Consider the following 14,719-nt stretch of genomic DNA (forward strand, 5'->3'; position numbering starts at 1 on the left):
TCATGCCGAGCGCACGCCCGGCCCCACTGATGCTGTGGCCTCCCCCAAGGTGAAGGTCAACCAAGGATCGTGCCGGGGCCTCCGGTAGCGGTGGCCGTGACGGACGGCCGACCGCCCCAGCAGTACTGGCGGCCTTCACGGGACGCCGATGTCGAAGTCCCGGCGACAGCGGGCGCTGAACGCAGACCGCTACAGGGGGTTGTCGCGGAGCCAGGCCAGGACCTGCCCGGCGTGCTCGTTCGGCGGGAAGACCGGATAGAAGACGTGCTCGATCACGCCGTCGCGGATGATCAGAGTCAGCCGCTTGTAGAGCGTCAGCCCGCTCGTCTCGAAGGTGGGCAGGCCGAGTTCCTGCACCAGGCTCCGTGCAGGGTCGGAGAGCATCCGGAACGGCAGGCGGAGCCGCTCGACGACCTCACGTTGATAGTCGGTCTCCTGACCGGAGAGGCCGAACACACCGTCCGCGCCGGCGGCGAGGAGGTCTTGGTAGTGATCGCGAAAGCCGCATGCCTCAGGGGTGCAGCCGCGCGCGCCGGGAATCGAGTCCCAGCCCTCGGGCAGGTCGACGCCCGGGCGTCCGGTGAGCGGGTAGATGTAGATCACCGTACGGCCCGCGCCGAGCGCGTCCAGGCGGACGGACGTACCACCGGTGTCCTGGAGTTCCAGGTGCGGCGCCTTCATCCCCGGCAGATGAGCCGCCGCGCCGTCGTCCTCGGGTACGGGCAGGCCGGCGGGCACGCGCGTGAAGTCAGTCATCAGATCCTCTCCTTCGTCGGCCGGTGAGACGCGGCTGCCGCGGTGGGCGGCCTGTCGCAGGTACGCGACCAATGCCGCCCGGCGGGCGGTGAGCCCCTCGATCCGCTGGGTCAGATCGTCGATCGTGTCCCGGTAGCCGGCCAGCGAGGCCGGACAGTCGTCGGCGTGCCGATGGCCGGCCGTGAGGCACTCCAGGAACGGGCGGGTGCGCTCGACGGGAATTCCGAGACTGCCCAGCGCCCGGATCTCGCGCGTGAGTCGTACGTCGTGCTCGTCGTAGTCCCGGTAACCGTTGGCCAGCCGCCTGGGCATGAGCAAGCCCAGCGATTCGTAGTAGCGCACCGCTTTCGTCGTCACGCCCGCCCGACGGGCCAGTTCACTGATCTGCATGCCTCTCACCTCGAAGAACGCTAAACCCTGCCCTTGAGGGTAAGGTCAAGCCCGGGCCGGTACGCCGACGTCGAGGTCCACGACAGGCACAGTTCGGTGGGCGCCCGTCCTAGTCGAGGATGTCCGCCGGCCGCAGTCTCCAGGTACGGGCGGGCAGCCGCATCGGCTCGGCCGCGTCGCGAACCAGCCGCCGCCGTGCCGGTGCGGTGGACCGTGGGGATACCGGCCCTTTCCCGGCGGCCTAGCCCTCCCGCGCTGGAGTGATCGTGGCACGCCCGGGCGAAATCGTTCGCATTCCGACACTTCTTGTCATCGCGGCCGGATGTGCTGATTTCCCTGTCATCATCGGCGCACCCAGCGGTTCCGCCGCCGGGTTTTGTCGTGTGGTGAGGGGGACCGCATGTCGCGTGCGGGCAGGATCGCGGAGATCCGTCGGCGGCGCGCTCGGCAGGCACAGGCACTGGAGCGCGCTCGCACTTGGGTGACGGAGTCCCTGGAACGGCTCCGTGAACTGGAGGCGCTCCGGGCGGAGTTGCTGGGCCGGGTGCCCGATGAGGCCCGGAGCCGGCTGGCGGCGCTAGGCGCCGAGGTGAGTGGGCTGCTGGAGGAGTTGCCGGCCGAGGCCACCGCGCTGGACACCACCGCGGCCCGGTTCCGGCGGTCGACCCTCAACGTGGGCGTGATCGGCAGGGCCCGCCAGGGCAAGAGCCGGCTCATCCAGAGCCTGACGGGGCTGACCGACCAGGAGGTGCCCACCAGCGACGGCGGCTTCTGCACCGGCGTCACCAGCGTGCTGCGCCACGAGGACGGCGTCCCCACCCAGGCCGAGGTCTACTTCCACACCGAACGCTCCTTCCTGAGCGAGGTGATCGCCCCCTACTACACGGAACTGGAGCTGGGACCCGCCCCCAGGACTCTCGACCATTTCGCCGAGCCCCTGCCCCCGGAGCCCGCCGGGGAGAAGTCCGTCGAGGGCAGCAGGTACTCCCATCTGGCCCAGCTCCACGCCGCACTGCCCGAATACCGCCGTTACCTGGGCATGGCCTCGCCGCACCGCGTCGGCCCGCAGGAGATCCGCCGGTTCGTCGCCCAGTCCGACGAGCAGGACCAGCCCTGCCATGCCTTCCGTGCCGTGCGGTACGTGCGGATCACCACGCACTTCGCCCACCAGGACTGGACGGGACTGTCGCTGATCGACCTGCCCGGCCTCGACGACACCAACCTGCAGGACGCGCAGCGCATCGTGGCCGCGCTGCGGGACGAGATCGACATCGTGGTCTTCGTCCGCCGCCCCGATCCGCTGGGCGACGGCGTCGGCAGACCCGACCACCAGCTCTACGACCACGTGCAGGAAGGGCTGCCCGCCACCGGGCTGAACCGCTGCTCCTTCCTGCTGATCAACAAGTGCACCGTCCCGCGCAGCGACAACAGCGCGAACGCCCGGAGGATGGCCGAACAATGGCTGCCGGCCTCGCGGTTCACCGTGGCCGAGGCCCACGTCGCGGACTGCTCCCGGCCGGACGACGTGGCCGCAGCCATGGACCGGGTGCTGGACTACCTGCTCGCCAACCTCGACGACCTCGACGACCGCCTCCTCGCGGTACGCACCGAGAAGGCCGCCGAACTGCACGAACGTCTGGCCCAGCTGGCCGCGCGGGCCGAGCGGCTGGCCGACCTGGCGCAGCCGACCGAGATCTGGTTCCTGCCGTTCACCACACTGTTCAAGCAGACGCACGCCCAGCTCGCCCATGGACTGGCCGGGCTGGTACGGGAATTGCGCGACGAACGCGATCTGACCGACGACCTGCTCGCCGACGCCGTGGAGACGGTCCTGGACGCCGCGGAACACGACCCGGCCCATCCGACGGTGGACGAACTGGTCGCCCGCGCCGCCGCCGAGGACGGGCTCAGCATGGCGTACGGAAAGTACCTCAACGAGTCCCGGGCCAGGCTGTCCAGGCGCTTCCTGGAGTGCGACGTAGCCCTGCACGCACGTACCGCCGACATGCAGCGACGCGTCGCCGACGTGCTGCGCGGACCCGCCGGCCTCGGCGGACTCAGCGGCGCACCGGACGGAGGGGAGTTCCTGCTGGAGGTGGCCGCACGCGTGCCCCGGGTGCGGGAGGACGGCGGCAGCGAGATCCGGTACGCGCTGCAGCTCCTGGCCGGCTTCCAGCTCTCCTACCGGGGCATGCTCCAGCACCGGGTACGGGCCTGCCTGGACGGTCTGCACGCCGACACCCCGGCCATGCCCTTCCCGCACCACCCCGGCCCGACGGCCCGCCAGGTGCGGGAAATGCTGGAAGTGGCGTACAGCGAGGCGCTGTACCAGTGCCGGAGCGAGCTGCACAAGGCGCTCGCGGATCCGAGCGCGGCCATCTTCGCGATCGTCGAGGAGTTCTACGACCGGGTCATCGCGTCGGCGGGCGCCGAGGAGGAGTGGCTGGTGTTCTACCAGGACGTCAGGGCCGAGATCTGGCCGGGGAAGTTCGCCGCCCTCGCCGAGGACGCCGCGCACCTGCGGCGCTGGTCCGAGGGCGTTGCCGCGCTGGCGGCCCTGGCCGCGCCGGGCAGGCCCGGACCGCTGCCCGGGACGCCCGAGGAGGCCGCGGCATGAGCAAGCCCGCCCGTTACGTCCTCGAAGTCACCATGCTCGGCCCGTCGGGGGCCGGCAAGACCTCGCTGCTGGCCTCGATGTACGTCCAGTACTCGTCCGTGATCGGCGGCACGGACCTGGACCTCACACCGGTGGGCGAGACGGCGGCCAAACTGACCGATGTCGTCGCGGTCCTGAAGTCCCTCTCCCGCGCGGTCCAGGTCCGTGACGCGGTCACCAACACGGCCAGCTACGAACTGCACCGCTACGAGATCGCGGTCGGCCGCAAGAACAAGAGCCCGCGCTTCGTCCTGAGGTTCACCGACTACGCCGGCGGACTGCTGCGCGAGCCGGGCGGCACCCCGGTCGCCCAGGGCGTCAGGAACGCGCTCGCCGGGAGCCCGGTCGTCGTCCTGGCCGTCGACACGCCCGCGCTGGTCGAGCGTGACGGCCTGTACCACGAGCGCGTCAACGAGCCGTACCTGATGTACGAACAGGTCAAGCACATCCTGCGGACCGACGAGAAGCCGCGGCTGCTGCTCGTCGTTCCTCTCAAGTGCGAGAAGTACGTCACCACGGAGCATGGCTCCGCCGCGTTGCTGAGCCGGGTGCGCGCCGGATACCAGCCCCTGTTCGACCACATCGCGCACCCCACCGTGCGGCCCAGGGTCGGGTGCGTCGTCATCCCCGTGCAGACCACCGGCTCGATCGTCTTCTCGTCGATCACCGAGTCGCCGGCCGGGGACCTCCGTTTCCTCTACCGCAGCCGCCGTGCCGGGGCCGAGTACCGGCCCGTCCACACCGACCAGCCCCTGCGCCACGCCCTGCGCTTCGTGCTCAACGTCTATCTGCGCGAGCGGCGCGGATTCTGGCGCGAGACGTTCGACGACATGTTCGGGCACGACCAGGCCCTGGAGCGGGCCATCGCCCAGTTCGCGGAGGGAACGGCGTCCGGGCCGGGCATCGAGGTCGTCCAGCACCACCCGCATCTGCGGCCGTCGGGAGCGGGGAGGGCGTGAGGATGACGACCTGGTTCGTGCAGTCCCGCGGGCGACTGCCCACCCAGGACTACTCGTGGACGCCGGTTCGCCCGCAGGCCGCGAGCGGGCTCTCGCCGGACGCACTGCTCGCCCAGGGCTGCGCGGGCCGCTCCATCGGCGAGCTCATCGACGACTCCAAGCCCTCCCTGCTGCTGTACGCACTGCGCGAGTCCTCCCACCGGCAACAGGTGTGGGTCCTGCTGATGACCGGCCTGTCGTCCGGGGAGACGGCCGCCGAGCGCGACCACATGAACCGCGACATCCGTGTGCTGGTGCTGGGCGTCGGCACCGGTCCTCACCCGCCGCACGGGCTGACCGCCGTCGCCTCACTGTTCCTCACCGGCGGCCTGCGGGCGGGGGTGCCCGTCTCGTACGGCCTCGAGGGCGCCGCGGGGTACGCCGTGGACGCCGAGGCGTGGGGTGCCGTGGTGGAACGGGCCACCCGGTTCGACGTGCCACCCGCCGACCGGGTGCCCGGCAAGCACATGGTGGTGCTCGACAGGGACTCCCCGGCCAACCGGCGGCGCGCCGCCGGAATGCTCAGCCATGCGCAACGCTGTTTCGCGCAGGGGACGTTCGAAGCGGGCGAGGCCGGCCTGGTGGGGCGCAAGGCCCGGCCGCTGCTCGTCGTCACAACGCTGCTGGGCAGGGAGTCGCTCAAGACCCTCAGGCCTTGGTACGGCCTCAGTCAGCATGTCGGGGAACAGCAAGTGGTCGGTCTGAGACGCGCCTTGGGCGACTCCGTCGTGGACTGCATCAAGGGGGTGGGCTCGGTGTTCGTGGTGTTCGCCGTGCTCACCGTACTGGCGGCGGCCTGCGCGATGTCGGTACTGCTGTGGTGAGCCGGGAGCGGTACGTCCGGGTCGCCGTGCAGCCGAGGGGGCGGGCGGCGCGCGCGTCTCGCTGCGTGGATGCCCGGCCCCCGGAAGGGGGTGGCCACCCCTGGCCGGCCGCTCCCGGCCCCGGCTGGGCGGCACACGCTGGGGCCACGTGGGTGGCGGCGACCGCCCGCTCCAGCGCGTGCGTGGGGGCGCCGGGGAGGGCGACCCATGTCCAGGTCCGTGGGCGGCTCGCTCTCGGGAAACTGTCGGGCGCGAACGTGCTCCCTGCTTCGCCGTCAGGACGCAGCGCGCTGCGTCGGCAGGCGCAGCGGTGTGCCGGGTCCGGCGGTCACATGGAACCGGGTGAGGGTGCCGGTGAGTTCCAGGACGCGTCGCGGTTCGGGCTGCAGGCCGGACAGTTCCAGGAGTCCGCCCTGCGCGTGGGTGTACCGCTGGAGCTTCTGCAGCAGGCCGAGGCCGCTGGCGTCCATGAACGCCACCCCCGCCAAATCCAGGCGGACAATGCGGTTACGGATGCTCACCGCGTCCGTGACCTCCCTGATCCGGGGGCAGGTGTCGTGATCCAGATCGCCCACCACCATGACCACGATCCGGTCGAAAGACGCACTGACGTGCAGGCTGAGAGAAGGCATGGTGCAACCACCGTTCGGGATCAAAGCCCATCACGGTCGGCTCCCACTACCGGAAGAAGGCCGTCAAGCGGGCGGCGCCAGTGCCGCTCGCAGCCGAGCGAGACCACCCGCACCATCCACCGGCGACATTCTCCGGCTGTCACCACACGGCGGCGCGGGGTCTCCCACCAGACCAGGCTGGCTCTCATCCCAGCGTGGCACACCTGCCCGTCCGAGACCAGACCGTCCTTCACGGGCACGTCAGGAGCCGGGCCGCCCACCTGCAACCACCACAGCTCTCCCCCACCCGGCCGACCGACCGCGCCGCCGCAGTTCGCGTCCCGGTTCGCCCTGTCCACCGCTCTCCGTCAGCCACGCACGTGCAGTCCGAAACCGGTACGGCCCGCGGGCTCCAGTCCCTCCCTCAGATGCAGTGAGGGGATCTCGTAGTCGCCGGAGTTCTGGGGCCGGAACGCGATCGGTTCGGTCGACTCGAGGGTGAGCAGGCGCTGCTTCCATGCCTTGGCGACGTCCGGGAACGCCTCCTCGGTCATCCGGTCGGTGCCGTGCAGCACGAACGGCGGCAGCACCTCGATGCCCGGGTAATAGAGGATGCCGTGGTGGATCGGGAACAGCAGATCGTCGATGGGACCGTTGATCCCGCGAGCCGCGTAGTGCGCCTCCGGGCCGCCGACGGTCACCGACAGCAGGGCCCTCCGGCCCGCGAGGGTGCCTTCGCCGAAGCGCTCGCCGTACTTGGTGTCGCTGTGCTCACCGACGCCGTACGCGAAGTGGTAGGTGAACACGCGGTCCACCCACCCCTTGAGGATCGCCGGCATGGTGTACCACCACAGCGGGAACTGGAAGATGATGGTGTCGGCCCACAGCAGCTTCTCCTGCTCGGCGAGGACGTCCGGGGTGAGCGTGCCGGCGTCGAAGGCCCGGCCCGAGTCCCGGGCGACCCTCAGCGGACTCGAGGCGGCGGAGCCGTAGTCCGCGGCGTCCACGACCGCCTTCCAGTTCATCGCGTACAGATCACTCACCCGCACCTCGTGCCCGGCGTTCTCCAATGTGGACACCGCGAGGTCCTTCAGCGAGCCGTTGAGCGACTTCGGCTCCGGGTGGGCGTAGACGACCAGCGTCTTCATGGGAACTCCTTCGGATCGGATGTCTTCGATCCTGGGCCCCACGGCGCCCCGCATTCAGGGGCGCCTTTTCCATCGGACGGGACTTCCTGGTAACGGCAGGACCACCCTCGCCGGCATCACCGAGCCCATACTGTGGGCATGGACGATCTAGCGGGCTTCCTGCGAACCCGGCGTTCCCGGGTCGACCCGGCGGCCGTCGGCATCCCCAGCGACAGCCGTCGCCGGGTCGAAGGGCTGCGCCGCGAAGAGGTCGCACACCTGTCCGGGGTCAGTGTCGACTACTACGTACGCCTGGAGCAGGGCCGTGCGACCCAGCCCTCCGAGCAGGTCCTCGACGCGCTCGCCGGCGTCCTCGGTCTGGACGAGACCGAACGCGGGCACCTCTACCGGCTCGCCCGGCAGCGCCGCCGCCGCGCGAAGGCGCCGGGAGGGCGGGTTCGGCCGGAACTGCTGCGCGTCCTGGACCTGGTCGCCGACGCACCCGCGCTGATCATGAACCACCGCCTGGACGTGCTCGCCGGGAACCGCCTCGCCGGGCTGCTCTTCGGCCGGCCGATGCCGGGCCTGAACACGGCCCGGCACATCTTCCTCGAGGAGGCCGGGCGCGGCCTTTACGCGGACTGGGAGAGCTGCACCCTCGACGTGGTCGGGCACCTGCGCCTGGCCGCCGGCAAATATCCCGACGACCCCCGGCTGGCCTCGCTCATCGGCGAACTGGCGATGGGCAGCGACCGCTTCCGCCGCCTGTGGGCCCGCGCCGACGTGCGTGCCCGCACACATGGACGCAAGGCGTACCGGCATCCGCTGGTCGGACTCCTGGAACTGCACCAGGAGAACTTCGCGCTGCCGGACGAATCGGGGACGGAACTGCTGGTGCTGTCCGCGGCCCCCGGCAGCCCCGCCGAGGACGGGCTGCGCCTGCTCGTGGGCCTGGGCGCGGACAGCGGCGACGCACGTCGCGCCGCGGACGCCCAGGTCCGCGAGTAGCCGGACGACGCCCGTCCACCGCCAGGGCCGCTACCAGCGGTACCAGCGACCCCGGCGACCCGCACCGTCCGCGGAACGGACGACGAAGCCCAGCAGCCACACGACGAGCACGATCACCGCGATCCACCACAGTGCCTTCAGGGCGAAGCCCGCACCGAAGAGGATCAGAGCCAGCAGAAGAACCAGAAGCAGGGGAACCATCGATATCAACCTCCTGGCCACCGCATGCCCTTGCTTCAGCCCTACAAGCACACGAAATAAGAGTTACTTCGGTGGAGGGAGGGGCACATGCGCGCCGCGCGTCATGCACGGTTCCCGTCTCTTCGCGTCTCATGCAACGCGCTCGTCCCGTCCGTCTCGGCCTGCCGGCGACGGACGCCGGCGACAACGCCTGAGCGGCACATGCCCGCCGAGCGATGTCAGCGCGCCCTGATAGACAGGGCCTTTCAGTTCAGCGGCGCGGGACGGGAGAGTCGTGACACCTGAGGAGCCTGTGCTCGACCTCGAGCTGGTACGCCGGCACGGATTCGAACCGTACGAGGGCACTCCGCTCGACGTGCGCACGGTAGTCGCGCAGATCCCGCACGAGGTCAAGGACGGATTCCGCTTCGACGAGGTGCCTTGGCACCGCTTCGGGCACGCCTACGGCTCGGCTGACGACGTACCCGAGTTGCTGGCCAGGCTGCGCTCCGCGGACAGCGCGGTGGCCGGTGACGCGCTGAGGCAACTGGGCGGCCGCATCGTCCACCAGGGCACGGTCGGCTCAGTCGCCCCGCTGACCGTCCCGTTCCTCCTGCGCGTCGCCGCCGACCCGTCGGCCCATCACCGCGCGGACACGCTCGGCCTGGCCGCCGCGGCGGCCCGACAACAACACTGGGGGTACGGCACGCGCGACGCCTTCGTCCGGGTGGCGACCCAGGAGATGCTCTACGACTGCGGCGGCTTCGCGATGCACTGGTCCATCGAGGCATCCCGCGACGCCGTCTCCGCCGACGCCGACGTGCTCCTGCCGCTCCTCCACGACCGCGCCCCCGAGGTCCGCACCTCTGCCTGCTACGCCCTGGCCACCGCTTCCGGTGAAACGGGCCGCATCGCCAGTGCTCTCCGAGCCCGCCTGACCGTCGAGCACACACCCGTGGTCCGTGCGAGCCTGGTCCTGGCCGTCGCCGAACTCGCCCGCGAACACACCGACCGCCGCGCCGCCGCCTGGGCCCACGCCCTCTGGGCCGACCCTTCACGGCCTGCGGACGTCCGCGTGTCCGCCGCGCTCGCCTGGCTCTGCCTCACGGACGGCCCCGTCCCGGACGATCTGCTCACGACGCTCGACGCCCTCGTCACCGACGACCTGGCTCGCAGCCTCGGCGACGTCCCCTGGATCGCGCACGTCGACCAGGACAAAGGCCTCGCCCGCACCCTCGATCAGATGCTCAACGACGCGCAACCGGGCGTCATCGACCCCTGGGACTCCGTCGTACCGGCCCTCCGAACGGATACGCGGGCCGCTCGGGGTGGCCCGATCAGATCGAGCAGGTAACGGCGTACGGGGGCGGGGCCGCCCAGCAGGCCCACGTGGGAGAAGAACAGTTCCTGCCCGTCGAGGGCAACGTCATGGGGCTAGATCACCGCTCCACGCAGGAGGGGTTCCTTACGTACCAGGGATCAGCCACCCTGAGCGACCCGCCTACAGGCATTCGGAGGGAATAGCCGGGACGAGCCCTGTCCGGTGCGAATTTCTTCAAGACAGTGCCGCCACCCCCGGGAAGGATGAGTCACCGCCGGTGCGGGCGTGACCTGCTCGCCACCAGGCCGGGCTGTGCCGTACCGGCACGGGCCGTGACACAGCGACCACAACCCAAGGGGGAAGAGCAATGCGACAGAAGAAGGTGTTCGCCGCCGCGCTCACCGTGACCGCCGTCCTGACGGTGGGACTGACCGCGGCCGGCCCGGCTTCGGCCTCGTCCTCGGCTTCGTCCTCGGCTTCGGCTTCGGCTCCGGTCGAGGAAGGTGTGACCGCCTCTTTCGACGGCAAGCGGGCGGATCTGTCGAAGGGATGGGGAGCGGCAAAGGCGTGCGGCGTGTGGCGGGAGGGCGTGCGGTGCTTCCGCACCGTCGGTGAGCTGGACCGCAAGGCGGCGGCCGTGAACACGAGCCGCGCCAAGGCCGGTGTACGCGCCGCCTGTTCCACGCCGCTCCAGCTCGGTGAGGACAACGACCTGCGCGGCCGGGTCCTGAAGTTCTACGACCGCGGGTACTGGCAGAACCTCGGCGGCTACGGCTTCAACGACAAGACGTCCTCCTACCGGACGGGCGCCTGCACCGCACACTTGGCCGAGCACAACGACGGCCGCGGCTACTGGTATCCGGGCAACACCGGGCCCAGCCACTACGAGCCCTCCATGCGCAGCGGCTGGAACGACCGCGTGAGTTCCATCAAGATCGACTGATCCGGTCGTTCGCGCCTGACGGCGAGGGGGCCCGCACGCGTTGTCGTCGTGCGGGCCCCCAGGGTTGCCGGGGTTCACTCCCAGTCGCTGCCCGAGCTGGACCAGTTCGAGGCGGGGGTGAAGGAGAAGATGCGTCGGAGAGCTGCCAGCATGGTGCTTCACTTCCTTTCTTTCATGGATGGGTCGAAGTCCTGACGGTCCGGTGAAGGGTGAAGGGGCGGGGAATCGCGGCGTTGGTCACGATCGGGCGAGGGTCGGCACCGCTGACGGCCAGTCGGGCGCTGTCGGCCAAGGCGTGGACGGCTTCGGTGGTCAAGGTGTGTGCGATGCCGGCGCCCGCGCAGGTGAACGGTCCGGCGCTGTAGGGGAGGTAGGTTCCGTGCCCGCTCGCTTCGGCCCACCGTTCGGGGCGGAACGTGCCGGGCGATGTCCAACTGCCGTCGTGGTGCAGGAGGTAGGGACACACCGAGATGTTCGTCTCGGACGGAAGGGGAACTCCACCGATGTCGATCGGGCCGGGGGCGGTACGGCCGACCATCCAGACGAAAGGCCGGTGCCGCGCGGCCTCCCGCACCACCGAGTCGGCAGGCCACGGCCAGGGGGACGCCGAGGTGTGGCGCAGTCCGGCCAGCAACACCGACCATCCGACCGAGTAGCCCACGTTCCCCACGATCGAGCGGAAGAGCAGCATGTACAGGTCCGCTGCCTCCCGGTGAGTGACTTCGGCGGGGCATGCGCTGAGCACCGCGTCCAGGACGTCGCGGGGCTCCCCGGTGCAGGGCGCCGCGCGGCGCTGTGTGACGTGCTCGGTCAGAGCGGGCTTGAGTCTGGCCCGCAGTGTCTCGGCCCGTACGCGCTGTCGGATGTGGGCGGCCCTGACCATCAGGCCACCGTCCACCGCCTGCTCCAGCAGCCTGCGCAACGAGGGCTCGGTGTCAGGGTGCAGCAGAAGACCGGCTGCAGCGCGGTACACCAGCTGAATTCCGGCTCTGGGCCAGTGACTGTCCCTGGGGAACCCGGCCACCACTTCGGCCAGAGCCGTACGAAGCTCAGGTGTACGTGCCCGCAGGGTTTCCCTCACGGATTGACCGAGGTGGATCTGGGCGGCCCGTGTGGGGAGGCCGGGAGTGAAGAAGTGGGACATGCCTCGGTTGAAATCGGGACTGCGCAGGACCATCCGGGCCAGGTCCGCGTCGTTGACGCACCAGACGCCCCACGGAAGCTGGAAAACTCCGCGCGGGTTCCGGCTCGATACGGCCTCGATGAATTCCAGAGGGTCGTGTCCGAAGCGGCGAAGTTCCCTCCACGTCATTCTTCCTCCCCGCTGAGAGCCACCGCGACAACACTTACCTGAGTGGTTGTCTGGTGATGTCCCCTCTTACATGCACCCACATGGGGGAACTGATCGCAACCGGGGGTCAGCGCCTCGTCAACCGCACGGCACGGCGGAGTATTCGGAATTCCGCCGGACGCCGTGAACCGACCTCAGGAACGACCGCTCGTAGGGGCGGCCGGGACAACGACGGCCGGTCACACCTCACCGCTGGCGAACAGTTCGAGGTGACCGCACTTGGGGCAGCGAAACGCCTCTATCTGCCGCCGGCGACGGCCCATCCGCTTGGCGCCTCCGAGGATCCCCCGCTCCAGCGCACCCTCGATCCAGCGCGCGTAGCCGCGCGAGTGCTCGCCCGCGTCCTCGATGAAACCCTCGTCCAGGCCGACGGTGCCGCAGTGGGTGCACGTGTAGTTGTTCATGCCGCGAGTGTAGGAAACGGCCCGCCCGACCGGCTGCGAAGGGCGGACCAGAGGCGCGGGCCGTCTCCGCGTGCTCCCTGGACAACATGTCCAGGGGTGCCGCCCGTGGTGTCGGCGGGACCCCTGGTTAGACTGAGGGACAGGACTGCGCCGCCCCCATAGGAAGATCGGCGCAAGGTCAGCCCACGTCGACCACGGGGCGCGTTGCACGCCAGCACGGGACCGTTCCCCAACTGCCCGCCTTCAGGGCCGCAGGCCCAGGTCCCGAGAGTCACGTGAGTACCGACACCACACCACGCCCGGCTGCTGCCCGGCGCTTGCTCGCCGGACGCGCTCCGGCTCCTACCGGACACCGTCACACCCTTCACGCCACCGCCTCAGCCGTCTCCGTGCTGTTGCTCCTGGCCGCGACCGGCGCTGTCCTGCACGAACCGCTGCTCATCCCGCCCCTCGCGGCCAGCGCCGCTCTCGTGCACAGCACCCCGCAGTTGCCTCTCGCGCAACCGCGCAGCCTCATCGGCGGCCACCTGTTGTCCGCACTCGGCGGCTACCTGGTACTGGCCGCCTGCGGTAACTCGACCTGGGCTGCCGCACTGGCAGGCGGCCTCGCTCTGGGCACCATGATGATCACCAGGACGCCGCACTCCCCCGCGGCGGCCACCGCCGTCATCGTGGTCCTCCAATCACCCGCCCCGCTCCGCTTCCTCAGCCTTCTGCTCACCGCAACCGTGCTCCTGGTCAGCGCCGGGATCGTCGCGGGGCTGCCCAGACATGCGCCTCGCTATCCCGTCTACTGGTGGTGAGGAGCGAGCGGGCACCATCGCCGGCGCCGCCGGGTGGAATACCCAACATCGGGGAGGCAGGCTGTAGTCATGCGGTCGCTCATCCGCCCGTCCGGTCCACCAGCGGTGGGCGGTCACAGCCGGGTCCTTTTCAGACTCGCGCAGTGTGTGCCATTCGTGATCATACTGCTCGCGCTGGGGATCGAGCTTTCCCCTGCACACGCGTTGATCACCGGTCCGCTCCTCGCTGCCATGCCGGCACTGGCCGCGCTGACGATGGGCCCGAAGGGCCCTCTCTCAGCAGCGGCCGGAGCTTTCGCCGTCACCGTCACCACGGCCACCCTCCACCACAGCTGGGGTGGCCAGGTCTACAGCAATCTGATCTCCCTCGTCGTGGTGTCGGCAGCGAGTGTCACCATGAGTAGTGCAGTGCGCACGCGCAGGCAGAGCGAACTCAACCAGGTCCGCCGGGTCGCCGAGGCAGCACAGCGGGTTCTGTTGCGGCCTGTGCCTCCCCGGCTCGGTCCCGTCCAGATGGCCAGCAAGTACCTCGCGGCGGAGACCGGCGCGCAGATCGGTGGCGATCTGTACGAGGCGGTGCACACTCGGTACGGAGTCCGGATGATCGTGGGAGACGTCCGGGGCAAGGGGTTGCCCGCCGTGCGCCTGGCCGCGGCCGTGCTGGGTGCGTTCCGGGAGGCTGCGCACTACGAGGAGGACCTGGCGGAGGTGGTGAGTCACTGCGCGGCGGCGCTGGAACGCGAGCGGGCGGCGCTCAGGGCGGTTGACCGGGCCGAGGAAGACAATCTGACCGAGGACTTCGTCACCGCGCTCGTGGCTCAGGTGTCGAACGCCTTCGTGGTTCAGGTCGTCAACCGGGGCCATCCGCCCCCGCTGGTCCTCCGCGAGGGCAAGGTAGAGGCCCTCCACCCCGCCTCTCCGATGCCTCCCCTGGGCCTGGAGGAGTTCATCACCCTTCCGCCCGCCGAAGCGGACAGCTACCCGTTCGCACCCGGTGACCGTCTTCTGCTGCACACCGACGGCGTGATCGAAGCGCGCAGCCCCGGCGGCGAGTTCTTCCCCCTGCCCCAGACCACAGAATCCGTGCACCCCTGTCAGCCGGCGGAGTTCCTGGAGCATCTGCACCAGGAACTGATCCGGCACACCCACGGCTACCTGGCGGACGATGCGGCGATGCTCCTAGTTGAACGGATCAATGAAGCAGGCGAGAGCACTCTGCATTCCCCGCGCACCATCTGAAGTACCGCAGGCTGCGGAGAGCCCGCTGTCGTCGCCGCGAGTGGAGGACACGACGGACTACGTCGTGGGTCACTCGCGAGGGTGTGACGCCCGACGCATAGCGGCACG

The 14,719-nt window shown here is 70.1% G+C and carries 14 protein-coding genes and 1 pseudogene; 8 read left to right on the forward strand and 7 right to left on the reverse strand.

Annotated elements, in window-relative coordinates:
* Positions 1–189: 189 nt before the first annotated feature.
* The gene (locus tag JK359_RS17010) at positions 190–1,146 is read right to left on the reverse strand and encodes a redoxin family protein (protein ID WP_201836375.1); all 957 of its coding nucleotides are present in this window, start codon (positions 1,144–1,146) and stop codon (positions 190–192) included.
* A 400-nt stretch (positions 1,147–1,546) separates the two neighbouring features.
* Here JK359_RS17010 and JK359_RS17015 point away from each other — a divergent pair, with 400 nt between their 5' ends.
* From JK359_RS17015 to JK359_RS17025, 3 genes are read left to right on the forward strand one after another with little or no spacing between them, the layout of a single operon-like run.
* Positions 1,547–3,763: a hypothetical protein gene (locus JK359_RS17015; RefSeq protein WP_201836377.1), complete on the forward strand. Its 2,217-nt coding sequence runs from the start codon at positions 1,547–1,549 to the stop codon at positions 3,761–3,763.
* Complete coding sequence (locus tag JK359_RS17020; RefSeq protein WP_201836379.1) at positions 3,760–4,761, forward strand: hypothetical protein; 1,002 nt, start codon at positions 3,760–3,762, stop codon at positions 4,759–4,761. The genes JK359_RS17015 and JK359_RS17020 overlap by 4 nt, the downstream gene beginning before the upstream one ends.
* Positions 4,762–4,763: 2 nt before the next feature.
* Positions 4,764–5,624 carry a hypothetical protein gene (locus JK359_RS17025; RefSeq protein ID WP_201836381.1) on the forward strand — a complete coding sequence of 287 codons (861 nt, stop codon included), beginning with the start codon at positions 4,764–4,766 and terminating at the stop codon, positions 5,622–5,624.
* A gap of 275 nt (positions 5,625–5,899) precedes the next feature.
* On the opposite strand, the gene JK359_RS17030 is transcribed toward JK359_RS17025, so the two are convergent.
* A complete protein-coding gene (locus tag JK359_RS17030; RefSeq protein ID WP_201836383.1) occupies positions 5,900–6,256 on the reverse strand; it encodes an STAS domain-containing protein in 357 nt (118 codons plus the stop codon).
* 347 nt (positions 6,257–6,603) lie between these two features.
* On the reverse strand, positions 6,604–7,383 hold the full coding sequence (locus JK359_RS17035; RefSeq protein ID WP_201836386.1) for an NAD(P)H-dependent oxidoreductase: 780 nt from the start codon (positions 7,381–7,383) through the stop codon (positions 6,604–6,606).
* 138 nt (positions 7,384–7,521) lie between these two features.
* On the opposite strand from JK359_RS17035, the gene JK359_RS17040 reads away from it, so the two are divergent.
* A complete protein-coding gene (locus tag JK359_RS17040; RefSeq protein WP_201836388.1) occupies positions 7,522–8,370 on the forward strand; it encodes a helix-turn-helix transcriptional regulator in 849 nt (282 codons plus the stop codon).
* Between the two features lie 30 nt (positions 8,371–8,400).
* Here the strand turns inward: JK359_RS17040 and JK359_RS17045 are convergent, their stop codons facing one another.
* On the reverse strand, positions 8,401–8,571 hold the full coding sequence (locus JK359_RS17045) for a DUF5670 family protein (RefSeq protein WP_201836391.1): 171 nt from the start codon (positions 8,569–8,571) through the stop codon (positions 8,401–8,403).
* 292 nt (positions 8,572–8,863) lie between these two features.
* Between JK359_RS17045 and JK359_RS17050 the strand changes: the two genes are divergently transcribed.
* Positions 8,864–9,904: a hypothetical protein gene (locus tag JK359_RS17050; protein WP_201836394.1), complete on the forward strand. Its 1,041-nt coding sequence runs from the start codon at positions 8,864–8,866 to the stop codon at positions 9,902–9,904.
* On the opposite strand, the pseudogene JK359_RS39130 reads toward JK359_RS17050, so the two are convergent.
* A pseudogene (locus JK359_RS39130) lies at positions 9,862–9,984 on the reverse strand (IMP dehydrogenase); the annotation flags it as partial. The gene JK359_RS17050 and the pseudogene JK359_RS39130 overlap by 43 nt on opposite strands.
* A gap of 254 nt (positions 9,985–10,238) precedes the next feature.
* Here JK359_RS39130 and JK359_RS17055 point away from each other — a divergent pair.
* Complete coding sequence (locus tag JK359_RS17055) at positions 10,239–10,814, forward strand: hypothetical protein (protein ID WP_201836396.1); 576 nt, start codon at positions 10,239–10,241, stop codon at positions 10,812–10,814.
* 172 nt (positions 10,815–10,986) lie between these two features.
* Here the strand turns inward: JK359_RS17055 and JK359_RS40160 are convergent, their stop codons facing one another.
* Complete coding sequence (locus tag JK359_RS40160; RefSeq protein WP_307788141.1) at positions 10,987–11,787, reverse strand: cytochrome P450; 801 nt, start codon at positions 11,785–11,787, stop codon at positions 10,987–10,989.
* 557 nt (positions 11,788–12,344) lie between these two features.
* Complete coding sequence (locus tag JK359_RS17065; protein WP_201836402.1) at positions 12,345–12,569, reverse strand: hypothetical protein; 225 nt, start codon at positions 12,567–12,569, stop codon at positions 12,345–12,347.
* Positions 12,570–12,886: 317 nt separating this feature from the next.
* On the opposite strand from JK359_RS17065, the gene JK359_RS17070 reads away from it, so the two are divergent.
* On the forward strand, positions 12,887–13,372 hold the full coding sequence (locus JK359_RS17070) for an HPP family protein (RefSeq protein WP_201836664.1): 486 nt from the start codon (positions 12,887–12,889) through the stop codon (positions 13,370–13,372).
* Positions 13,373–13,441: 69 nt separating this feature from the next.
* Positions 13,442–14,611 (forward strand): PP2C family protein-serine/threonine phosphatase, encoded by a 1,170-nt coding sequence (locus tag JK359_RS17075; protein WP_201836405.1) that lies wholly within the window; start codon positions 13,442–13,444, stop codon positions 14,609–14,611.
* The last annotated feature ends 108 nt before the right edge of the window (positions 14,612–14,719 follow it).

The sequence above is a fragment of the Streptomyces actinomycinicus genome (genome assembly GCF_016741775.1).
GTDB classification, from domain to species: domain Bacteria; phylum Actinomycetota; class Actinomycetes; order Streptomycetales; family Streptomycetaceae; genus Streptomyces; species Streptomyces actinomycinicus.